We start from the raw sequence: 21,671 nt of genomic DNA on the forward strand, positions 1-21,671 counted from the left end.
CGGGGTGCGGCGCACCCCGCCCCCTGGGCCGTCTCAACGCCCTGTCAGCGTCCCGGCGGACGCCAACCGCGGGCCCGGCCCCGCGGGACGGCGAGCGCCGCCCAGCCGGCGAGGAGGAGCACCGTCAGACCGCCCCCGGCGACCAGCACAGCGGTCCTGGTGGCCTCCTCCCCCGGCGTGCGGTCGGGCATCCGTACGACGTCGGTGTCCGCGTCGCGATCGGCCCCGGCCCCCGTCGTGCCGTCCTGCGCCACCGAGGCGACCGCCGCGTAGGCGTCCAGCCTGGGTACGTAGTCGGGGTAGGCCGTGGAGACCAGGCGCCGGGCGACCTCCCCGGCCGAGAGGTGGGGGAAGGCCGACCGCACGAGGGCGGCGGCCCCCGCGGCGTACGCCGCCGCCAGCGAGGCCCCGCTGCCGATGAAGTGCCCGCCGCCGCGCGGGCCGATGCCGACGAGGCCGTCGCCGGGGGCCGCCAGGTCGGCGTGGACCGGGAGGAGTGCGTCGTCCTTGCGGACGCCCTTGACGTCCACGTCCAGCACGCTCAGTACGCCGGGGGAGGCCGCGGGCCAGTAGTCCCGGGGGGTCGGTGTGGCGGTCGTGGTGTTCCGCGGCGCGTCCGGTACGGCGGCCGCCACGATCAGGGTGTCGTGCTTCGCGGCGTAGGCCACCGCGGCGTCGAGCGCGGGCGACCGGGTCCCGAACGCCGCCGACACCTCGACGACTCGGGCACCGGCGTCCACGGCGGCGCGGATGCCCGCGGCGACGCGGGGCGCCGAGGGCGCTCCTTGCTCGGTGGTGGCGCGGACCGCGACGATGCTCGCCCGGGGTGCGACGCCGTGAAAGGCGACTCCCCCGGCGGGTGCGGCGGCGATCAGCCCGGCCACGAAGGTCCCGTGGCCCACGCAGTCGGCTCCGGCGCCGCCGAGGGCCTGGACCCGTCCGGCCAGGGCGGGGGCCTGGGCGGAGACGCCGGTGTCGACGACGCCGACCTTGACCCCCGCGCCCTGGGAGATGCGCGCGGCACGGCTCAGCTCCAGGCTCTGGTGCTCCCAGGGGGTGGCCGTCGCCCTGGTCGGGGACTCCTTGACGCAGCCGGCGTCGGCGGCTCGTACGGCGGTCAGGACGGGCAGCTTGACGGTCGGCGGGTTCTCGGTGGCGAGGGTGGCGGGCCCTGTGGTCAGCACGGCCGACGCCGCCAGGACGGGTGGCAGGAGGACCGACGCCCCTCGACGCAGCGCCGCCCTCCGGCCCGTACCCGGACCGGAGGCTCGCCTTCCCGACCGCCGGATCACGCGGACAGCCCCTGCCGCTGTGGTGCGTCCTGGGGCAGCAGCGACCGCAGGTCCTCCAGGCCGGGTGCCGTCATGCGGCTGATCCGTCCCGCCTGGCGCGTCATCATGCCTTCCAGGACCTGGCGGGCCAGGCGTGCGTTGCCGAAGGAGCGGTCGCGCGGCAGGGTCTCGAAGTGCTCCCGGAGCACCTGTCCGGTGCCGGGGCCGCACTCGTAGCCCGAGGCCGTCGCGTGGGCCCGCACGATCGTGACCAGTTCGTCGGAGGAGTAGTCGGCGAACTCGACGCGTCGGGAGAAGCGCGAGGTCAGACCCGGGTTGGAGGCCAGGAAGCCTTCCATCTCCTCGGTGTATCCGGCGACGATCACGACCACCTCGTTGCGGTGGTCCTCCATCAGTTTCAGCAGCGTGTCGACCGCCTCGCGGCCGAAGTCGGAGGCCGAGGAGCCGGCCGGGGTGAGGGTGTAGGCCTCGTCGATGAACAGCACTCCGCCGATGGCCTGCTGGAACACGTCGCGGGTGAGCTGCGCGGTGTGGCCGATGTACCGGCCCACCAGGTCGGCGCGGGAGACCTCGACGAGCTGGCCCCGGGGCAGCACGCCGAGCGAGGTGAGCAGTTCGCCGTACAGGCGGGCCACGGTCGTCTTGCCGGTGCCGGGCGGACCGGTGAAGACGAGGTGGTGGCTGATGCGCGGCGCGGGCAGGCCCGCCGCCTCGCGCTGACGCGCGGTGGACAGCAGGTTGACCAGGTCGGTGACGTCGCGCTTCACGCCCGCGAGGCCCACCAGGTCGCCCAGCCGTTCCAGCGGGTTGCCCTCGTCCGGCGTCGTCTCGCCCGAGACCGCCGCGGCCGCCTCGGCGCCCACGTCCTCGGGCAGCAGCAGTTGCAGGTCGCTCTCGGAGATCTCGGCGAGCCCGGCCAGCCGGGTCGCCTGGCGGTCCACCATCTCCTCGAACACCCGGCGCGCCTCGCGGCCGTTGCCGAACGTGGCGTCCTTGGGCATGCGGTCGAAGCGCACGGCCAGCGCCTGGTGGGTGGACTCGTCAAGGCGGTACTGGTGGCCGAGGCACATCTTCTCGACGATGGCGACGAGCTCCGGCACGGTGTAGTTCTCGAACTCGATGGTCCGGGAGAAGCGGGAGGCGAGGCCGGGGTTGGACGCGAGGAAGTCGTCCATCTGGGCGGAGTAGCCGGCGGCGACGACCACCACGTCGTCGCGGTGGTCCTCCATCAGCTTGAGCAGCGTGTCGACCGCCTCGCGGCCGAAGTTGGCGCCGGAGCCCTTGCCGTCGGACAGCAGGGTGTACGCCTCGTCGATGAACAGGACGCCGCCGAGTGCCTGGTTGAAGGCCTCGGTGGTCTTGATCGCGGTGCCGCCGACGATCTGGGCGACCAGGTCGGCCCGGGAGACCTCGACCAGGTGTCCCGAGCGGAGGGTGCCGAGCCCGGCGAGGACGTTGCCGTAGAGCCGGGCCACGGTGGTCTTGCCGGTGCCGGGGGGGCCGGCGAAGACCAGGTGCCGGCTCATCGGCGGCGCCGGCATGCCGAGTCGGGCGCGGCGCTGGGCGAGCTGGGTGAGGTTCACCAGCGTACGGACCTGCTGCTTGACGTTGTCCAGGCCGATCAGTGCGTCGAGCGCGGCCAGGGAGGCGTCGTCGCCCGAGCCGTCACCGTTCCCCCGCGTACCCGGGGAGGCGGCCGGGTCGGTGTCCTGGGCGTCGCCGACCCCCCACGCGTCCCGTTTGCCGTTGCCCGCGCTGGTCAGGCCCTCGACGGCCACCCGGTCGCCCGCCTTGGCCTGGATCAGGCCTCCGCCGGCGTTGTCGCGGACGGTGCAGTCGACCACGGAGACCGCGGAGTCGGACTCGATGCGCACGCCGTCCTTGCCGCTGCCGCTGGCCTCGCACGAGTTCAGGGCCGCCCGCCCGCCATCGGAGATCAGTACGCCGTGCTCGGTGCTCTCGTGGGCCGTCACACGCGTCGCGGTCAGATCGCCGTCGGCCTCGACCAGGACGCCGTGCCGCACCGCCTTGGTGATCGCGCAGTCCCGCACCGTCATGGTGCCGTCGGCCCCGACGGAGAGCCCGGCGCCCTGCGGGGTCTGCACCGCTCCCCCGCCGATGTAGACGTTGCCGTCGTCCTCGACGCGGACACCCGCGCCTCCGGGCCGCTCGATCAGGCAGTCCTCGAGGCGGCCCCGGCCGTCCTTGGCCACCTCCACGCCGTGCCCCGTCGGCGCGATGATCCGGGCCCGGCGGACCAGCGGATTGGCGCCGGTGCGCACCGAGATGCCGACGCCCTTGGCGTCCACGACCTCCAGCCGGTCCAGTTCGGCCGCGGACTCCTCCTCCAGGAGCAGCGCCGTACCGGCGCAGTCCCGTACCGTCAGGCCGACGAAGACCGGCGAGGACGATCCGGTCACCCGCACCGCCGGCGCCTCGCAGGAGTCCGCCCAGCAGTCCTCGAACGTGCCGCGGGAGCGATCGGCGACGAGTACCGCGTGCTCCTTGGCACGGGCCACGCGGCAGCGGCGCAGCAGCGGATCGCTGCCCTTGCCCACGGCGATGCCGACGCCGGAGGTGTTCGTCACCCGCACGTCCTCGAAGACGGTGCGCGACTCGCTGGTGATGTGCAGGCCGGTGGACGTGTCGTGCACGACGGTGCGCAGCACCGTGGTCGTGCTGCGGCCCTCCAGCGCCACGGCGGGCTGGTCCGTGGAGGAGATGTCGCAGTCCTCGACCGATCCCCGGGCCTCGCCGTTGGCCAGGACGCCGTTGCCGCGGGCGTCGCGGATCGTGCAGCCCCGCACGGTGACCCGTCCCTGTTCACCGATCACGACGCCCGTCGTACCGAGGTGTTCGAGGGTGGAGGACTCCACGGAGCTCTCCGCGGGCGACGTGACGACGACCCCGGCACCCGTGCCGTTGGTCACCCGGCAGTCGCGCAGGGCCAGCGATCCGCTGTTGCGGGCGAGCAGCGCGGTCCACGAGGAGGCCGCGATCTCGCACCCGTCCATCGCCACCTGCCCGCGGGGGGCGTCGACGACCGGAAGGTCCTCGTCGCGGCCGCGCAGGACGAGGTCGGTGAGCATGACGGCATCCGCCTTCAATGTCAGGGCGGTGCCCCGGCGCGGGGCGATCTCCACGGTGCCGCGTGCCTGGGCGGCGACGATGGTGACCGGTGTGGTGATCGTCAGATTCTCCGGGTAGATCCCGGGGAGGACGCTGAGAACCGCGCCGCTGCGCGCTCTGGCGAGCGCCTCCCCGATGGTTGACAGGCCGTCGGAGCTGTCCGGGCCGACGGTGAGTACCTGGCGAGACACGCGTGGATCCTCCTCAGACAAACACGGCTGCGGGCCGGATGGACACATGGGCAGCCGTGCGGCGGAAACCTCTCTTGTCATCGCTCCCGCCGGCACCCAACTCGACTGCCTCACTGACCTGACGACTGACCCCGCGTCCAGAGTAGTTGAGGTTCCTTCACCGGGTGGCCCCAACAGGTGTGTCACACCACCGCACACCAGCAGACAGATACGTGTTTACTCTCCGCACACATGCCGGTGATAGGGTGCGCGCCGGTTTCGTTTCAACGTCCCCCCGATGCACGCAGTCCGCCGCCCCCGTGTCGGGGCGTCTCGTTCGGAAGGACCCCATGCACCCTCCCTCCACGCCCGGGCCGGGCAGAGGTCTCCCCAAGCGCGTCCCTGGCAGCGGGAAGCAGGTCGGTTCTCCTTCCGCTTCCCCGCGGAGCAACGGAGCGTCCGGTGAATTCGGCCTGTCGGTTCCGGTGAGCAGGTCCGGGCCGGCCCGTGCCGAAGACCGGGTCGAATCCCTCGCCCGGCTCACCCGGCTCTCGTCACTGGGCTCCAGCGCTCACGGCGACCGCTCCCGCAGGGAACCCTCCCCGGCCGCGGACGCCTCGACGGATGGTTCCTCGAAGGGCGGGTCCAAGGGCTTCTTCGGACGTCGCGGGGGCGAGGCCCGGGGTGAAGGATCCCGAGGAGCGCTGGGCGTGGTGGGTGTGGTGGGTCTGCTGTCGGTGGGCGCCCTCGTGCTGACTCTCGCCCTGAGCGGCCAGGACGACGAAGGCAGCCGCGGCGGGGCATCGGTGGTCGTCGACTCCGGCTACGGCCCGGACGACGCCACGGGACTCGACGAGCCTGCGGACCCCTCCTCGAACACGTCCGGCAGCACGAAAGCCCCTCGCCCGGCGAAACCCACCACGTCCGCCTCCCCCGACAGCGGCCCGACAGGGCTCGTGCGAGTCGAACCCTCCGCGACTCCCGGCCCTCAGAAGACCGCCCCGGCCGCGAACAAGCCCCCGTCGGCCACGCCCACCCCGACGTCCGTACCGGGCATGCGCGTGTTCAGCCACGCGTCGCAGCGCTGCGTCGACGTCGTCGGCGGCAAGGCCGCACCGGGCGCGGCGCTGATGATCTGGGACTGCTCGGGCTCCGCCTCGCAGCGGTGGACGTTCCCCTCGGACGGGACGATGCGCGCACTGGGGCTGTGCGCGGAGGTCACGGGCGGCTCGACCGCCGACGGAGCGGATCTCCGGATGGCATCGTGCGACGGCGGCGCCGCACAGCGCATCACCCTCAACGTCCGTCACGACCTGGCCGCGAGCCAGGCCAACAAGTGCCTGGACGTACGGGACAACCTCACGTCGAACGGCACGAGGCTCCAGCTGTGGTCCTGCAACGGCCACGACAACCAGAAGTGGTCCTCGTCCTGATGCTCGACCGGGTGGTCGTGGCGGAGGTGCCGGTCCCGGACCCCGCCGGCGGGACAAGGCGGTGCTGTCTCAGCGATCCCCGCCGGTCCCGTCGGCCAACCGGTTGAGCCACTCGCGCAGCAGGCCGTGCTCGCCCGGGGTGAGCACCGCGGCGCCGTCCTGGTCGAGGGCCGCGAGCAGGCTCATGGAAGTCGCCGCGATACCGTCGGAGGCGGTGGTGTCCTCGCTCTGGTCCTCTGCCGGGAGGGTGATGGTCTTGACGACCATGTCCCGGACGGCATGCGAGGTCCGGATGTCGCGCACGTCCTCGGGGAGGGCGGTCAGCGTGAGGACAGTGCCCACACCGGCGGAATGCATGAGCTCGGTCGCCCGCTTCACGCTCATCCGCAGTCGGCCGACGGCGGCGACCATGGTCATCATGTGGGCCAGGTGGGCGGCGGCCATGCGTCCGGCCTGGGGCATGTATCCGGGCCGCACCTGGCCGTAGACCAGGGCGTAGTACGCCGGGTGCTCAAGGCCGAAGTCGATGTGCAGGTCCCAGCCGTCGCTCAGGGTCTGCACCGGGTCATCGGCGGTGAGGAGCAGGAGCTCGGCCTTCTCTCCGAGGTACCGCCCGAAGCCGTGCTGCGCCACCTGGTCGAGCAGGCCGTCCTTGTCACCGAACAGCCGGAAGATCGACGGCGCCGGCACACCGGCGCGGGCGGCGACGGCCCGCGTGGACAGCGCTTCCAGTCCCTCTTCTTCCAGCAGCGCCGCCGCGGCCAGGACGATCTTCTGCCGCAGCGTCGGGCTTGCTTGCTCCGGTTCCGTCTCCATAGCCATGAATCAACGGTATCAGTTTTGCGAACCATTGATTGTTCCGGTGATATCTTCCATCATGGATCGTTGATTCGCGACGAGGGGGACCCAGGCACATGAGCGGCAGAAGGTCAGGAGTTCAGACCCGCCGGAGCACCACGCACGACCCGCTCCATCTGGCCCTGAACATCGAGCGCGTGCTGGGCCTCACCGCCCGACAGGCCGTCAGGGCGGAGTTCCGGTTCGACCCGGACTCCCCCCTCACCGTGTGCGTGGAGTTCATCGTCGAAGGCGGCCCCCGTGCCCTGTGGCGGATCGGGCGGGATCTCCTCCAGCAGGGGCTGAGCTCGATGAGCGGCCTCGGCGACCTGCGGATGTGGCCGTCGAACCGGAAGGAACGGGCCACCGCATGGCTTCAGCTGGCGTCCCACGACACAGCGGCCCTGTTCGAGCTGCCCGTGCCGCCGCTGGCCACATGGCTGGAGTACACGTACAAGCTCGTCCCCGCCGGCTCCGAACTCACCGATGCCGACTGGGACATCGCCGCCACGGCGCTGCTCCGGGATCCCGGGGCGCGGGCCGACTGAGCGGGGCGCGGCTCGCTGCGGTGCACGCGATCCCGGGAGTCGGACGGCCTCCCGCCTCGCTCGGTTCGCGGCCGGACGGCCGTGCGTGAAAAGGACATCGTGTGGGCTGCGTACCGGGACTGTACGCAGCCCACACGGTCATTCATCGCTCTGGGCATCGCGGAGCCTCAAACCCTCCTGCCTCTCACACCTGCTTGTCCGCTCGCGGGTCGGCGGCCGTACCGATGCGGCGGATGAGCTCGGCGAAGCCGGTGTGCACGTGGAGGGGCGTGCCCGCATTGGCGCACACAGACACCGGGACCCTGTACTGCAGGCGCACGAAAGGACGCATACACAGACGGCGCACGGGTCATAGTCGATGCCGGGAGTGCAGATGCAGCAGCCGAGCAGGAGTGAGAAGGTGACAGGCACATGCCTCCTGGAGATGCCGACGGCCCGACACACATGTCAGTCGTTTGACCCAAGGCTCCAGGGAACGGAGACCTCGGTGGCCCCGCCCGCGTCGGACCGTCATCTGACTGATGTGTCCACCTTGGCCACACGCCAGAGTATGGGCGTCGGCCCGGTGTGAACCGGTCACTGGAAACGCGCGACGAAGGGTTTCACATGATCAACAGGCGTACATTCAGCAAGGCCGTCGGCCTGGGCACCGGTGCGGCGGCGGCCTCGCTGACCGGCCTGCAGGCCGCCGCGTCCGCCGCGTCCGCCGCGCACAGGCCGGGCGCCACACAGGTCCCCACGGTGCCGGACATCACCCCCGGCACCCACACCGGTTTCCGCACGATCAAGCAGGTCAGGGCGGGCGTCCTCGACATCGGCTACGCCGAACTCGGCCCCGCGCACGGCCCCGTCGTCCTCTGCCTGCACGGCTGGCCGTACGACATCCACAGCTACGTCGACGTCGCCCCGCTCCTCGCCGACCTGGGCTACCGCGTCATCGTTCCCTACCTGCGCGGCCACGGCAGCACCCGCTTCCTCTCCCGCCGCACCCCCCGCACCGCCGAGCAGTCCGCCATCGCGCTCGACGTCATCGCCCTGATGGACGCCCTGAAGATCGACAAGGCCGTCCTGGCCGGCTTCGACTGGGGCTCGCGCACCGCCGACATCATCGCCGCGTTGTGGCCCGAACGGGTCAAGGCGCTGGTCTCCACCAGCGGATACGTCATCACCGATCGCAAGATGCAGCTGGAGCCGGCCGCCCCGGCCGTCGAGCACAACTGGTGGTACCAGTGGTACTTCGCCACCGACCGCGGCAAGAAGACGATGGAGAACGAGGAACAGCGCATCGCGCTGTGCCGGTTCGTGTGGACGCTCGTCTCCCCCGACTGGAAGTTCGACGACGCCACCTACGCGCGCACCGCCGAGGCCTTCAAGAACCCCGACTACGCCGCCATCGTCCTGTTCAACTACCGCTGGCGCATCGGACTGATCGACGGGGAGGCCCGCTACGACCGCTACGAGAGGAAGCTGGCCGGCCAGCCTCCCGTCCAGGTGCCCACCGTCACCCTCGACGCCGCCCTCGACCCCTTCACCGCGCCGGGCGACGGCTCCTCCTACCGTGACCACTTCACCGGCCCCTACGCGCACCGCACCCTCGCGAACGTCGGCCACAACCTGCCGCAGGAGGCTCCCACCGCCTTCGCCCAGGCGGTGGTCGACGCCGATCACCTCTGACCCCGCGCCCGCCGCCGGCCTCGGTGCCCCGTGCCCGACACCGGCCGCTTCCTGAAGGAGTCCCCCTCCCATGAGCGAAGTCCAGTGGAACCGTCTGACCGCCACCGAGCTGCGAGCGCTCGCGGCACGGGACGCGGTGGTCCTCCTGCCGGTGGGGGCCACCGAGCAGCACGGCCCTCATCTGCCCACCGGCGTGGACGACTTCCTGGCCTCGGAGGTGTGCCGGCGCGCGGCGGCGCTGGCGTCCGAGCGCACAGGCGTGGTGGTGGCACCACCGATCCCGATCGGCTTGTCGGAGCACCACATGCCCTTCGGCGGCACCATCTCCCTCACCCTGCCCACCTTCCACGCCCTGCTGCGGGACATCTGCCGCTCCGTGGTGCGGGCCGGCTTCTCCCGCATCCTGATCGTCAACGGGCACGGCGGGAACATGACCGCCCTGCACGCCCTGACGACCGAGCTGACCGTGGAACTGGCGACGCCGATCGCCTTCGCCAGCTACTTCGGCGCCGGTCGGGACGTGGTGCGCGACACCCTGGAGGCCCAGGACGGCCTCATGCACGCCTGCGAGGGCGAGACGTCCATGATGATGGCCCTGTCGCCCGAGCTGATCCGCACCGAGCACCTGGGCGAAGCTCACGGGCCGCGGATCACGTTGCCGGCGGAGTCCACCGAACCCGTGTACATGGCCGTGACCTTCGACCGGATCACCGAGTCCGGTGTCGCCGGCGACGCCCGGGTGGCGAGCCCGGCAAAGGGCGAGCGGCTGCTGGCCGGCTGCGCGCGGGCACTGGCCGACGCCCTCGTACGAGACCCGTGGGCGAAGGAGGGCGCGGTGACGCGGTCCTCGCGGTGAGCATGCCCCACACCCTGCCGGGAGGAGCAGACTTCCTCCCGGCATCGCCGCGTTCAGGCATCCCGCGACCAGGTGAACCCGCAGGCTCCCCGCGCTCGTGCCCGTAGGGGAACCGTGACGAGAGGTGGCACATGCTCGCGTACGACATCCGGGGTCGCGGACCGGGACTGGTGCTTCTGCACGGCATGGGAAGCACCGCCGCCGGTACCTGGGGCACACTGGCCGACGCCCTCGCGGCCGAGCACACCGTCGTACTTCCCGACCTGCCGGGATCGGGGCGCAGCCCGCTCCCCGGCAGCCCGCCGGCACTGAACGACGTGGCCTGCCAGGTCGTGGCCGCCGGCGACGCGGCCGGCCTGGACGACTTCGTGATCGCCGGGGCCTCCCTCGGCGCGGCCGTCGCCATCAGGATCGCCGCGCTCCGTCCCGACCGGGTCCGCGGCCTGTTCACCCTCTCCGGCTTCGCCCGGCCCCGCACCACGCTCTGGCTCCAGCTGGAGAAGTGGTCGTCGTCGCTGGCCGGCCCCGACGCGGACCTGGACGCGTTCCTGACCTCGCTGACCTTCTCCGGAGCCGCCCGGCGGGAAGCGTCCGCTGCCGGAACCGCCGAACAGATCGCCCTTGCCCTGAGCCTCGACGTCCGCTGCGACCTCTCCGCGATCACCTCGCCGGCCCTGGTCGTCGCGGCCATGAGGGACCGGCTTGTCGACCCGGAGCACTCGGTGGAACTCGCCGAAGGCATACCCGACGCGCGGCTGGCCGCGATCGGAGCCGGACACACGGCGACCGCCGAGGAACCGGACCTCGTCGTGGAGCTCCTGACCGGGTTCCTCCAGAGGGTCGGCCGGCACGCCCCTCGTACTCCCCGTGCCGTCCCGCTCCCGAGCGGCGCCTGCTGACGGCTGTCCTCCGTCCCCACCGTCCCGGTGAACACCGGAATGGCAGAAGGCCGTCCTCGAGCGGAACGTTCGGCAGCGGATCTGTCCCGGCTGCTTCCGCAGCCCCCGTGCTGACCGCTGTTCACCGCCACCGGGGGCACGTTGCGGCACGGAGCAGGCGCCGCCGGATCCGTTTCCCCTCTCGCGGCCCTATGCGCCGCCGACCGCAGCGGGGTCGAGGGAGTCGACGTCCTCCATGAAGGACAGCATCCGGGCGTTGACCACGTCGGGGTGGTCGATCTGCGGGCCGTGTCCGGTCGCGGTGATGATCTCGGCGCGGGCTCCGGGAACGAGGCGCGGAACGCGTTCCAGCTGCCGCTTGGGGTGTACGAGCAGGCTGTGCTTGCCCATGATGACGTAGAGCGGGGTCCGGATGGATCGCAGCGCGTCCTCGGCCAGCGGCAGCGGTGCGGGGCGGCGGATCCGGTACGCGCGGGCGCCGAGCTGGATCCACGTGCGCATCTCGGGGACGGCTATGACCGGCTGGTCCAGCCACTTGGCGAGCCGGGGACGCAGTGCCTTCGGGGCGAAGGTGGCGAACAGGCTGATGAAGACCCAGGTGAAGAAGCGCAGGCCGACCTTCTCCAGGCCGCCGGGGTCGAGGGCGGTGACCGAGGCGAGCCGTCCGGGCCGCCGGTGGGCCTGGTTGAGCACCAGCCAGCCGCCGTAGGAGGAGCCGACGAGGTGGACCCGGTCGAGGCCGAGCGCGTCGAGGGCCTCGTCCATCCACTGCGCGGCGCGCTCGGGCTGCCACATCGGCTCGCGGTGGACGCTGCGGCCCGCGTCGCCCGGGGTGTCGAGGGCGTACACGGGGCGGTCGAGGCTGAGCCCGGGGGTGTTGGGGTACCACATCGCCGAGCTGTAGCCCGCGCCGTGGATCAGGACGATCGGCGTCCGGGAATCGGCGGCGGGGTCCGAGGGCCCGTACCGGTAGACGTGGGTGGTGCCGAAGCTGGTCTCCACGTCCGTCTCGGAGCGGACGGGTGCCCCCATCGCGTAGAGGACGTCGGCAGCGGCGAAGTAGCGGTCGCGCAGGGCGTCGTCGACGTAGCGGCCGACGTCGCGGCGTACGCGGGCGGTGTTCTCGGGCACGGCGGCACCTCCGGTGAAGATCCGTTCTTCGTGGTACGACCGTACCACCAATGTGGTACATCGGTATCATGAAGGGGTTCGGGCAGCGGAGCGCGAACCCACCATCGACAAGCGGGGACACGGGAACATGCCGAAGCGTGTGGATCACGAGGAGCGGCGCGCCCAGATCGCCGAGGCGCTCATCCGGGTCGCGGGGCGGCAGGGGCTGCATGCCGTCGGCATGCGCGACGTGGCCGCGGAGGCCGGTGTGTCGCTCCGGCTCGTGCAGTACTACTTCGAGACCAAGGAGAAGCTCCTCTTCTACGGCCTCCGGCACCTGACCGACCTCTTCACCGCGAGGGTGGGTGCCCGCTTGGCCGCTGCCGGCCCGGACCCGGGCCCGCGCGCCACGGTGGAGGCGCTGCTGTTGGCCTCGCTGCCGATCGACGAGGAGAGCCGTACGTTCCACCTGCTGTACAGCTCCTACGCGATCCTGTCGGTGACCGACGAGGCGCTGGCCGCGCAGCCCTTCATCGACAACCCCGACGCCGCGGAGAACGCCATGACCGGACTCCTCGAGCAGGCGCAGGGGTCCGGCCTGGCCGACCCGGACGCCGACGCGCGCACGGAGGCGATCAGCCTGCTCGCGATGGCGGCGACCATGGGCACCAGCATCCTCGTGGGTCAGCGGAGCCCGGAGGCCGCGATCGCGGTGCTCCACCACCACCTGGACCGGATCTTCACGGCTCCCGGGACGTCCGAGCCGCGAGCGGGAGCGAACTGACGTGTCACGAAGGCCCCGGGTCGTTGGCCTGGGGCTCTGTCATGGAGCGGATGACGGGAACCGAACCCGCGCCATGGGCTTGGGAATCACCCGGTACTTGGGCATGCGGATGGCCTCTGACCCGCAGAAATGGATGCCAAAGGCGCGGGTTGGGCTGCCGTGTCCGATCCCTTGCTGACCGTTGGTCACCGCCTCTGCCGGCACGTCGTGGCACGGCCGTCGACTCCACGGGGTCCCTGTCCGTCGGGAAGAATCCCCTGTGCCCGGCCCGCCGACTTCGACCGCGACCGCGCGGCCAGCACCGCCCGCCCGCCGAAAGCTCCTCAGGACTCGTGCTGCCGCCGCAGCGCGTCGGCGAGGGTCAGGAAGACGGGCAGGTTGGGGAAGCCGGGAGCCGCGAGCGTCATCCACGGTTTGCGGTCGCCGCGACGGCGGATCTCTACGCGGCCCTGCTTCACATCGATCCGTTCCACCTCCCGCCAGCCGATGCGGCGGCTGCCCTGCCCGATGCCGGAGATGTTGACGTCGACCACGCCGAAGTCGATCCGTTCACCGGCTTCCAGCCGGGCAGCGTCCCGCGGCACCCGCGCGCGGCTGAACGCGTCGACGAGGCCCTCGGCGAACGGCACCATCCCGCTGAACTCGTCCCCCACCACGATCGCGGCACCTTGCTCGGACTTGATGGTCAGCCGGTGCGTGGTGGCGCTGGTGACCCCGTTGGTCACCTTGATGTCCTGCCGGGTGACAGAGGCGATCTCGTCCCAGGTGTATGCCCGTGTCTCCCCGCGGTCGACGTGCCAGAGGGCGCCGTGCTCGTACCAGGCCACCCAGACCTGGGGCGGCCGGGGGCGGAACAGCCAGGCAAAGAGGAAGAACCCGACGAACCCCAGCGGGATCGCCGCGAGAATGAGCAGCGGAAGCGAGTAGTACCAGGCGCCCTGCTCCCGCTGGTCCTCGATCGCGTACGACAGGGCCAGCCACCCCAGGAACACGCCGAGCGCGCCCACTGGCAGCACACCACCCCACGGGAAGCGCTTCGGCTCGTTCTGCACCAGCCCCTTGCGGGCCCCCAGTCCGTGCTCCCGCGCTGCGGCACGTAACGCGCCCGGGACCCGTGCGGCACCACGCTCCGACGACATCCAAGCCTCCCCCACCCGGAAACCAGGGCCCCATTATGGAGCTGCGGCGTTCGCGTGCGGTAGAGCCGGTCGGGACGGAAGGCGTGCACGAGCGGGTGGAGCGCAGGGCGGCATCGGCGCCCGGCTCCGAGAGTCCGGACAACGACGAAGCCCCAGGTCGCTGACCCGGGGCTTCGCGGAAGAGCGGATGGCGGGAATCGAACCCGCGCCATGAACTTGGGAATCACCCGGCACTTGAGCCGGTACGTGGTGCTGACCTGGGAAACATACGGCGGCGGTGTTGTTCCGGCTCATCCGCCCGCTCCCTTGGTGACCGCTGTTCACCGGCCCTACTGGCGCGTTGCGGCACGCGCGGCCGCGGGCCGTGGAGCCCGGCGGGGCGGCCGGTCCCAGCCGTCGAGGGGTTTCGCGAGCGAGGCCTTCGGACTTCGGCTCGCGCGGGTTCGTCGGACGCCTCGGCCGCCTGCCGTCACACCATGATGTGCCGTCAGGCGGCCGAGTCTGATCGCGGCGGTCGCTCAGGCGCGCGGATCACTGTTTCCCGCCGCATGTTCGCGGGTCAGTCCAGAGGGGCGAGGGGGACGTCGAGGTAGGACTCGGTGCCCTGCGGGGAGGTGATGTCGAGGGTAGACACCGGGGTGGTGGTGTTCGGGTAGGTGAAGAACGGGTCGTGGGTGTCGATGACCAGCTGGAGCCGGCGGCCCTTGGGCAGGACGTAGTGGGCGGGCTGGAGGCGGAGGTCCACGGTGGTGGCCTGACCCGCCTGGTCAGCGGTGAAGGTGTAGGGGGCGTTGGTGATGATGCGCGCGCTGCCGGTGGCCGGGTCGGTCTCCAGCAGGTAGGCGACGATCATCGTGTCGGCCAGCTGGGGCTTCACGGTCACCCGCAGCCGCAGGTCGCCCTGGATGCGCATGGCCTGCTCCAGCGGCGCGGCGGTGAAGACCGCGGCGACGTCGCGGTTGATCTCGGCCGTCCTGTAGACGTGCGGCAGGCCGACTCGCTCGGCCAGGCCGGTCTGGACGAGCTTGGGGGCGACGACGATCCCGCTGTCCTGGCCGGTGGCCTTCACCGTGCGCGTCCAGCCGGTCGCCGGCTGCGTGACCAGCTGCCCGTCGCGCTCGCCGGCGGCCGCGTCGACGAGGTGGAAACGCAGGCTGGGCAGGGTGAAGTCCGCCCAGGTGGCGTGGCGGGCGTCGGAGAGCAGGTTGTGCATGTACTCCGTGCGGACGTCGAACCGCGGGGGCACGCCGTCGCCGGCGCTGCCGCCGAGGTGGTGGTCCAGCCAGCGGTAGGCCATCTCCGTGGGCTTGGCGAAGAGACCGGCCAGGCCGGGGAGTTCGGGGTTGCCGTGGTCGCCGATCTGGATGAGGAGCGACTTGGGGCCGGTCAGTTCGTCGTGGAAGTCGACGACGGCGGGCACGGAGAAGATCGTCTCGTGCCACGCGGAGGTCATGAGGATGGGCGTCCGGGTCTCGTTGTACTTGTCCAGGTAGGTGCGGGGCGAGCGTTCCTGGGCGAAGCGGCGGACCTCGTCGTCAATGGTGTTCGAGCGGATCTTCTGGATGACCTCCCGGAACTCCTTGGAGCACCGGTCCTCGCCGAACAGCTTCACCAGGGCCTCGAACGCGGCGAGGTGGCGGGTGCCGTTCTCGTACAGCGAGGTGAACAGGTCGCCCCAGGCGCTGGTGCCGGCCACGGCCTTGATCCGCGGGTCCTGCGCGGCCGCCAGCAGGCTCGTCCCGGCGCCGTAGGAGGAGCCGAAGAAACCGACCCGGTCCGGGTCGACGCCCTCGATCTGCATGAGCGCGTCGAGGATCTCGGTGGCGTCGGCGACGTCCTGCGGCCCGGCGACGTGGATCTCGCCCGTGGACTTGGCCAGGCCGCGCTGGCTGTAGGCCAGCACGACGTATCCGCCGAGGGCCAGGCGCGGGAACATGGGCAGGTAGGCGCGGTGCCCGATGTTGATCAGCGGGGCCGGCAGGACGACCGCGGGGCAGGTCTGCCCGGGCGCGAGGTTGCGCGGGACGCTCAGCGACACGTCCAGCATCGTTCCGTCCGCCATCGCGATCGACAGCTCGCGGTACTGGGCGATCTCGCCGTACGTCTCGTAGCTGTCGGCCAGGCCCCACCGGTCCAGGAAGCCGATCCGGCGCGGGGACGGGTCGAGCAGCGCCTCGCGGATCGCTTCCACCCGGGCGAGGTCCTCGGCGCCGAGCTCGAACGGGGTTTCGGCGGTTCCGTAAACAGACATGGCTGTGCACGCCTTTCATGGCCAGGATTCGGGAATGAGCGAGAAGGTCGCCCACATGCTCGCCCCGCAAAGATCGCCCGGGGGGAGACGTTCCGCGCCGATCACTCGAAGGGATGGCCGACGCCGATCAAACCCCCGAGCGGGCAACGGGCCAGAACGTGACCGAGAACCGCCGGGCCCACCTGGAGCCGCACACACGAGGCCGGAGTGGTCAATTGCCGGTGCCCGTCCTCCTGGCGACCCGTGTCGGGTGCTCTGGCGAGGCCCTTGCCGACCACTGCGTACCGTCTCCACCGGCACTGTGTGGCACGGCACCCGAGGGACGTGGGGCGAGACGGGTGCGCGCTGGGTTCCATCAGCCTCGTGGCATGCGTGTCTCCGCCCCCTCAGGCGTCAACCGGGAAGGCTTGACCTCGGGTGGGTCGAGGGCTTCGAGGGTGCCCAACCGGGTGGTGCCGCTGTATCCGCCGACGCCCAGCCGGACTATCCCACCTCTGAACTGCGGAAACACGATCTGGCGGGCAGGCTCATGGACACCCGCGGCGGCCGCACCACCGCCCTGTGTCCGCCGAGCCGCGCCGCGCTGCTGGCCGGCCGCGATCACCGCTCAGCAGAGGACCCTCACGCCGGGCCACTCCTTCTTCCGCTACTTCGCGCCGGGCGCCACGCCGAGTTCCCCGCCTGGGACGAGATCCCCTCCGTCCGCCCCCTGATGACCACTGTTCACCGCTGCTACCGGCACGTGGTGGCACGGCCTCCAGGCGGCGTCATGGCGTCTCCTTCCGTTCGGCGGCCTGGTGGGTCTGTTCTGTGAGTACTGTGCGGGCGCGCTCCAGGAGGTCGCACAGGGCGGTGTGCTCAGCGGGCGTGAAGGCTTGCGCGAGGGCGCGCTCCAGCACGATCACCTCCTGGTAGGCGCGGTCGAGCAGGTTTCCGCCGAGTTCGGTGAGAGAGGCGATGAGGACCTTCGCGTGCACCGGGGAGGTCTCCCGTTTGATCAGGTCCTTGTTCTGCAGTCCGGTGAGCACCGGGGCCATGGTCTGCTGGGTGACGCCACAGGCGCGTGCCAGTTGGGCCCCGGACAGGCCGTCGGGTTCCCGGGACAGGGTCAGCAGCACCGTGTACTGGGTCATGGTCAGGCCGTAGCCGCGCAGCACCGCCTCGTGGTGCGCCATCAACGCCTGCTCTGTGCGCCGGATGCGCGTGCAGAGGTATTCCTCCGCGGGGATCTCCGCCACGTCGCCCACTCCAAACTCAGCTACCTGTCTTGACTCAGGTACCTGATACTCATAGCGTCTTCGGTATCAGGATACTGATTCAACCCAGGGAGCGTATTGATGAAGGCCATCGTGCTCGGGTCCGACGACCGATTCGCCCTCGCCACCACCGAGACCCCTGCCCCGGGCCCCGGCGAGGTGCTCATCCGCGTCCAGTACGCGGGCCTGCAGTGGGGCGATGTCCTCGCCGCCCACGGCCATTTCCCCCTACCGCGCCCCTTCGTCCCCGGCTTCGAAGCCGCCGGGAACATCGTCGCCGTCGGCAAGGGCGTCGATGCCGCGCGCATCGGCCGGCCCGTCACCGCGCTCACCGCCTCCGGCGCCTTCGCCGAGTTCGTCACCGCCCCGGCCGTGCTCGCCTTCCCCGCCGAGGACCTCGATCCCCGCACCGCGGCAGCCTTCGGCTGGGCGACCCCGACCGCGTACGACCTGATCAACACCGTGACCCGCGTCCGCCCCGGAGACCGCGTGCTCATCCACGCGGCGCTCGGAGGCGTCGGCTCACTCGCCGCCCAATTCGCCAGAGGTGCCGGCGCCGCCCGCGTCGTCGGCGTAGGCGGCGGTGCCGAACAGGCCTGCAACGCGCCCGACTTCGGCTACGACCGCCTGATCTCCCGCGCCGACTTCCCCGATGCGCTCGCCGACGAGCAGTTCGACGTCATCCTCGACCCCGTCGGCGGTCCGGCCCGCCTGGCCAACCTCGACCGGCTGGCCCCGCACGGCCGCCTCGCCGTGTACGGCAACATGGCCACTTTCGAACCCGTGCAGATCAACGCCGACGACCTGCTCATGAACGGCACATCCGTCCTGGCCTACAACAGCAACCTGCTCAGCCGGACCCACCCCGAGCGCCTCGCCGCCGGCGCGGCCGAGGCCCTGCGGCTGCTGGCCGACCGGCAGATCCGCATCGACATCTCCGCCGAGTACGAACTCGCCGACGTTCCCGCCGCCGTCCAGCGCCTTGCCGCGGGAGGCACCCGAGGCAAGGCCGTCATCCGCATCGGCTGACACGGACCGCCCTGAAGCACACGCCTCAACTGCGATTTCTTCAGACGTCGCGGATGTCCCGGCCGACCGGCGCGAAGCCTCTCCCGAACAGGTCAAGCTCGCCTGGATGCCGGCCGGGTCACCGGTCGTCCTCGCGATCCCCGGCACTTCCTCGGTGGCCCACGTGGAGGACAACATCGCGGCGGCCGACCTGCACCTCCCACCGGAAGACCCGGCCGCACTGGACGCCGCCGGGGGGAGGCGGTCCGCCGCCCCTTCTTGCCTGCCGTTCACCGTTCCTACCGGCACGGAGTGGCACGTGCCGGACCCTGGTCGAGGGCCCTCTACCCTGCTATGTCCCGCTCAGGGTGCCCGGAATGAGGAGCCGCCGCAGGGACGTCGGTGTGTGGCCGAGGTAGTGGCGCATGGTCCGAGTGAGGTGGGACTGGTCGGAGAAGCCCAGGTCGGCGGCGAGGGTGGCGAGGCTTTCCTCGCCCGCGTCCAGACGGTCGAGGGCGCGGCCGACACGGACCCGGTTGCGGTAGCGGGTCAGGGAGACCCCCAGCACCTGGGTGAAGGCGCGGCTCAGACGGTACGGCGAGACGCCGAGGAGCTCCGCGAGCGGCAGCAGTCCCTCGGAGGCGGGGTGGGCCTCGCCGATCGCCCGCCGGGCCGCGGCGACGAGCGGCCCCTCGTCCCGGCCGGGGCGCACGCCGGTCGGGAGGGCTCCGTCGACGGCCTGTCCGACGGTGGCGGAGAGCAACCCGAGGAGTTCCTCGGTCACCGCGTGGTCCACATCGCCGGTGCGGGCGGACACGAGGACGCGGCGGTGGGCCAGGTCGAGGCGGGCGTCCACGTACACGCTCTGCCGAGCCGGGCGGACGTCCTCACCGGCCACGGCCCGCCACAGCGCGGGCGTCAGGCTGATCGAGGTGCACTCGTCGCCCCCGGCGCCCGGGTGCGCGAAACGCTCCTCCTCACCCGGCACGCCGAGATAGGCCGTCGTCGGGTCGACCTCGGCCGGGGCGCCGTCCACCTGCCTGCGGAACCGGCCGCGCCGCACGAACACCACCCGGTAGTCCTCGCGCACCTCCGTCTGCAACCAGCGGGTGTGGTCGTCCCGACAGCTCACCGCGGTGATGCCGAAGTCGGGCCGGGTGGCGAGGACGGTGGTGGTGAGCACCCTTCGACGCTACGCCGGGGGTCTGACATCGGCGCCGTCGCAAGAATCTTCAAGACCGGTGCGGGGCGCGGCGAGCAAGCTGAGCGACGTCGCACAACATCCCGTACCGCGTTCGAGGAGTCGCCGTCATGTCCGTTCTCGCGCAGATCAGCACTGTGGTCATCAACTGCGGTGACCCGGTTCGGCTCGCCGAGTTCTACAGCAAGGTCACCGGCTGGGAGATCACCGACAGCGGCGAGGACTACGCCGCCCTGGCCGTCGGGGAGCAGCCCGGCCTGGCATTCGTACGCATCGAGGGGTACGAGGCCCCCGGCTGGCCCGACGATGCCCAGCACGCCCACCTCGACCTCACGGTCACCGACCTGGAGGAGGCGGCCGGCCGGATCCTCGCCCTCGGGGCGTCGAGGCCGCAGTTCCAGCCCGGCAAGGACCAGTGGGTCGTCCTCACCGATCCCGAGGGGCATCCGTTCTGCCTCACCACCGGCGCCTGACGCGTACCCCGACAGGAGAAGGGCACATGGCACACATCAAGAAGGAATTCCTGATCGACAACTCCCCTGAGAACGTCTGGGAGGTCCTGCGTGACGTCGGAGCCGTGCACCAGCGCCTGGTGCCTGGCTTCGTCACGGACACCCGCATGGAGGCGGACACCAGGATCGTGACCTTCGCGAACGGCGTGGTCGTGCACGAGCTGATCGTCGACATCGACGACGCGGCCCGCCGGGTGGCCTACGCGGTGGTCGCCGGCTCGATGACGCCGAAGCACCATCACGCCTCGATGCAGGTCCTCGCCGACTCCGAAGGGCGCAGCCGCTTCGTCTGGACGATCGACGTAACGCCGGACGAACTCGCCTTCTCCATCGACGAGATGGCCGAGCAAGGCTCGCGCATCATGCGGGAGACGCTGAAGACCGCCCCGGGCCCGGCGGGCGGATAGGAATCTCGGGGCGGGTGGTACAGAGGCGGTGCAAGACGCTTGGACGAGTCTGGAGGACGACGAAGCCCCAGGTCGCCGGCGGATTCCAGGAGGCGAAGCAACCCGGTGATCAACTGGTTGCGGCCAGGAGCTTAGTCAAGCGCTCGGCTGGGGTTTCCCAGCCGAGCGTTTTGCGTGGGCGGCCGTTGGGCTCGGTGGCGACGGTGTCCAGGTGCGGCGGGAGCGACGTGACGGCCTCGACCAGGGCGTCCCGGGTGCCGGCCGCGCTGTGGTCCTCGGACGGCAGCGCGAGCATCACGTAGCGGGTGCTGCGTTCGACGGGCGTGGCGATCGCGGACTTGCCGTCCTTGCCGATGATCAGGTCGCCTTCCCCGTGGCCCGGGACGACCCGGTCGGCGGCCTCGGCGGGGCGCTCGCCGATCATCACCATGCCGGTGACGGCGTGGGCCTTGCGCTTGCAGGACTGCCGGTGCGGCCGGCGCATGGCCCGCCCGGTCCGCAGGGCCCCGGTTCTCTCTGGTCCTGAAGCCCATCGCACCCCTTGAGCCGGGGTGTTGCGACAGCCACTAGAACTCAAGTCTGACCTGGGGCTTCGTTCAAGAGCGGATGACGGGAATCGAACCCGCGCCATGAGCTCGGGAATCACCTTCACTCTGACCGCCGATACGGCCTCTGGCCTGCGGACAATCCCCTTCACTGGACCTTCCGAGAGCTTCCGCCCGCACCTGTGGTGACCGCTGTTCACCGCCGTGAAGGGCACGGATGGGGCACGTGCCCGGTCCCCTGCCGAAGTCCACAGTCGTCGAAGTCTCCAGCCGGGAGGACACTGCGCAAGGGCGACAACCGCCGCGCGAGCGGCGTTCAAGGGGAGAGCGAGTATGGGCTTCTTCGACAAGTCGTCGAGCAGCATCGGCGGTGGATCGGGGCGGTCGTGTCCCGACTGCGGGGAAGACTTGTGGGCCGACTCAGGAGAGCTTTCGGGCCGGTACGAATGCCACAACGACAGTTGTTCCGGGTGGCGGGTCTACTTCGATGAAGGCGGAACGCTCGTTGACCCGCCGAGCCGTGGCAAGAACGGCAGCGGTCGCACCTGTCGGTAGCGTCGGTCGGCGCTTCCGGGTGGAACGAGCCACCTCCCCCACGAAGACGGCAGTCAGGCGTCCTC

The 21,671-nt window shown here is 71.2% G+C and carries 17 protein-coding genes, 1 tRNA gene and 2 pseudogenes; 10 read left to right on the forward strand and 10 right to left on the reverse strand.

What is annotated here, in order from left to right; all coding sequences use genetic code 11:
• Positions 1 to 44 precede the first annotated feature (44 nt).
• On the reverse strand, positions 45 to 1,184 hold the full coding sequence (locus tag ACFYX3_RS24510; protein ID WP_389017060.1) for a S8 family serine peptidase: 1,140 nt from the start codon (positions 1,182 to 1,184) through the stop codon (positions 45 to 47).
• Positions 1,185 to 1,288: 104 nt separating this feature from the next.
• Positions 1,289 to 4,612, reverse strand: a complete 3,324-nt coding sequence (locus tag ACFYX3_RS24515; RefSeq protein ID WP_389017063.1) for a right-handed parallel beta-helix repeat-containing protein — start codon at positions 4,610 to 4,612, stop codon at positions 1,289 to 1,291.
• Positions 4,613 to 5,301: 689 nt separating this feature from the next.
• Here ACFYX3_RS24515 and ACFYX3_RS24520 point away from each other — a divergent pair.
• Positions 5,302 to 6,024 carry a ricin-type beta-trefoil lectin domain protein gene (locus ACFYX3_RS24520; protein WP_389017066.1) on the forward strand — a complete coding sequence of 241 codons (723 nt, stop codon included), beginning with the start codon at positions 5,302 to 5,304 and terminating at the stop codon, positions 6,022 to 6,024.
• A 69-nt stretch (positions 6,025 to 6,093) separates the two neighbouring features.
• On the opposite strand, the gene ACFYX3_RS24525 is transcribed toward ACFYX3_RS24520, so the two are convergent.
• Positions 6,094 to 6,846 (reverse strand): TetR/AcrR family transcriptional regulator, encoded by a 753-nt coding sequence (locus tag ACFYX3_RS24525; protein WP_389017069.1) that lies wholly within the window; start codon positions 6,844 to 6,846, stop codon positions 6,094 to 6,096.
• A gap of 92 nt (positions 6,847 to 6,938) precedes the next feature.
• On the opposite strand from ACFYX3_RS24525, the gene ACFYX3_RS24530 reads away from it, so the two are divergent.
• From ACFYX3_RS24530 to ACFYX3_RS24545, 4 genes are all read left to right on the forward strand, one after another.
• Positions 6,939 to 7,409, forward strand: a complete 471-nt coding sequence (locus ACFYX3_RS24530; protein ID WP_389017072.1) for an SsgA family sporulation/cell division regulator — start codon at positions 6,939 to 6,941, stop codon at positions 7,407 to 7,409.
• A gap of 606 nt (positions 7,410 to 8,015) precedes the next feature.
• Entirely contained in the window at positions 8,016 to 9,083 is a 1,068-nt protein-coding gene (locus ACFYX3_RS24535) for an alpha/beta fold hydrolase (RefSeq protein ID WP_389017075.1), read from the forward strand.
• 70 nt (positions 9,084 to 9,153) lie between these two features.
• Entirely contained in the window at positions 9,154 to 9,939 is a 786-nt protein-coding gene (locus tag ACFYX3_RS24540) for a creatininase family protein (RefSeq protein WP_389017078.1), read from the forward strand.
• Positions 9,940 to 10,070: 131 nt separating this feature from the next.
• Entirely contained in the window at positions 10,071 to 10,838 is a 768-nt protein-coding gene (locus ACFYX3_RS24545; protein ID WP_389017081.1) for an alpha/beta fold hydrolase, read from the forward strand.
• A gap of 189 nt (positions 10,839 to 11,027) precedes the next feature.
• Here the strand turns inward: ACFYX3_RS24545 and ACFYX3_RS24550 are convergent, their stop codons facing one another.
• Positions 11,028 to 11,969, reverse strand: coding sequence for an alpha/beta fold hydrolase (locus tag ACFYX3_RS24550; protein ID WP_389017084.1), 942 nt, complete (start codon positions 11,967 to 11,969; stop codon positions 11,028 to 11,030).
• Positions 11,970 to 12,096: 127 nt separating this feature from the next.
• Here ACFYX3_RS24550 and ACFYX3_RS24555 point away from each other — a divergent pair, with 127 nt between their 5' ends.
• On the forward strand, positions 12,097 to 12,732 hold the full coding sequence (locus tag ACFYX3_RS24555; RefSeq protein WP_389017087.1) for a TetR/AcrR family transcriptional regulator: 636 nt from the start codon (positions 12,097 to 12,099) through the stop codon (positions 12,730 to 12,732).
• A 323-nt stretch (positions 12,733 to 13,055) separates the two neighbouring features.
• Here the strand turns inward: ACFYX3_RS24555 and ACFYX3_RS24560 are convergent, their stop codons facing one another.
• The 4 genes from ACFYX3_RS24560 to ACFYX3_RS24575 all read right to left on the reverse strand — a co-directional run bounded on the left by ACFYX3_RS24560 (position 13,056) and on the right by ACFYX3_RS24575 (position 17,360).
• Complete coding sequence (locus ACFYX3_RS24560; RefSeq protein ID WP_389017090.1) at positions 13,056 to 13,871, reverse strand: DUF6585 family protein; 816 nt, start codon at positions 13,869 to 13,871, stop codon at positions 13,056 to 13,058.
• A 182-nt stretch (positions 13,872 to 14,053) separates the two neighbouring features.
• Positions 14,054 to 14,169: transfer RNA gene (locus ACFYX3_RS24565), tRNA-Trp, on the reverse strand.
• A 261-nt stretch (positions 14,170 to 14,430) separates the two neighbouring features.
• Positions 14,431 to 16,122 carry a CocE/NonD family hydrolase gene (locus ACFYX3_RS24570; protein WP_389017093.1) on the reverse strand — a complete coding sequence of 564 codons (1,692 nt, stop codon included), beginning with the start codon at positions 16,120 to 16,122 and terminating at the stop codon, positions 14,431 to 14,433.
• 767 nt (positions 16,123 to 16,889) lie between these two features.
• A complete protein-coding gene (locus ACFYX3_RS24575) occupies positions 16,890 to 17,360 on the reverse strand; it encodes a MarR family winged helix-turn-helix transcriptional regulator (RefSeq protein ID WP_382662999.1) in 471 nt (156 codons plus the stop codon).
• A gap of 99 nt (positions 17,361 to 17,459) precedes the next feature.
• On the opposite strand from ACFYX3_RS24575, the gene ACFYX3_RS24580 reads away from it, so the two are divergent.
• Both ACFYX3_RS24580 and ACFYX3_RS24585 read left to right on the forward strand, forming a co-directional pair.
• A complete protein-coding gene (locus tag ACFYX3_RS24580) occupies positions 17,460 to 18,407 on the forward strand; it encodes a zinc-binding alcohol dehydrogenase family protein (RefSeq protein WP_389017097.1) in 948 nt (315 codons plus the stop codon).
• A pseudogene (locus ACFYX3_RS24585) lies at positions 18,361 to 18,579 on the forward strand (oxidoreductase); the annotation flags it as partial. The gene ACFYX3_RS24580 and the pseudogene ACFYX3_RS24585, both read left to right, overlap by 47 nt.
• Before the next feature lie 159 nt (positions 18,580 to 18,738).
• On the opposite strand, the gene ACFYX3_RS24590 reads toward ACFYX3_RS24585, so the two are convergent.
• Positions 18,739 to 19,569, reverse strand: coding sequence for a helix-turn-helix domain-containing protein (locus ACFYX3_RS24590; protein WP_389017100.1), 831 nt, complete (start codon positions 19,567 to 19,569; stop codon positions 18,739 to 18,741).
• A gap of 128 nt (positions 19,570 to 19,697) precedes the next feature.
• On the opposite strand from ACFYX3_RS24590, the gene ACFYX3_RS24595 reads away from it, so the two are divergent.
• Positions 19,698 to 20,060 carry a VOC family protein gene (locus tag ACFYX3_RS24595; protein ID WP_389017103.1) on the forward strand — a complete coding sequence of 121 codons (363 nt, stop codon included), beginning with the start codon at positions 19,698 to 19,700 and terminating at the stop codon, positions 20,058 to 20,060.
• A 26-nt stretch (positions 20,061 to 20,086) separates the two neighbouring features.
• A complete protein-coding gene (locus ACFYX3_RS24600) occupies positions 20,087 to 20,506 on the forward strand; it encodes an SRPBCC family protein (RefSeq protein WP_389017106.1) in 420 nt (139 codons plus the stop codon).
• Between the two features lie 109 nt (positions 20,507 to 20,615).
• On the opposite strand, the pseudogene ACFYX3_RS24605 reads toward ACFYX3_RS24600, so the two are convergent.
• Positions 20,616 to 21,011, reverse strand: a pseudogene (locus ACFYX3_RS24605) (transposase); the annotation flags it as partial.
• Positions 21,012 to 21,671 lie beyond the last annotated feature (660 nt).

Source organism: Streptomyces sp. NPDC002463 (assembly GCF_042889835.1).
Lineage (GTDB): Bacteria > Actinomycetota > Actinomycetes > Streptomycetales > Streptomycetaceae > Streptomyces > Streptomyces nymphaeiformis.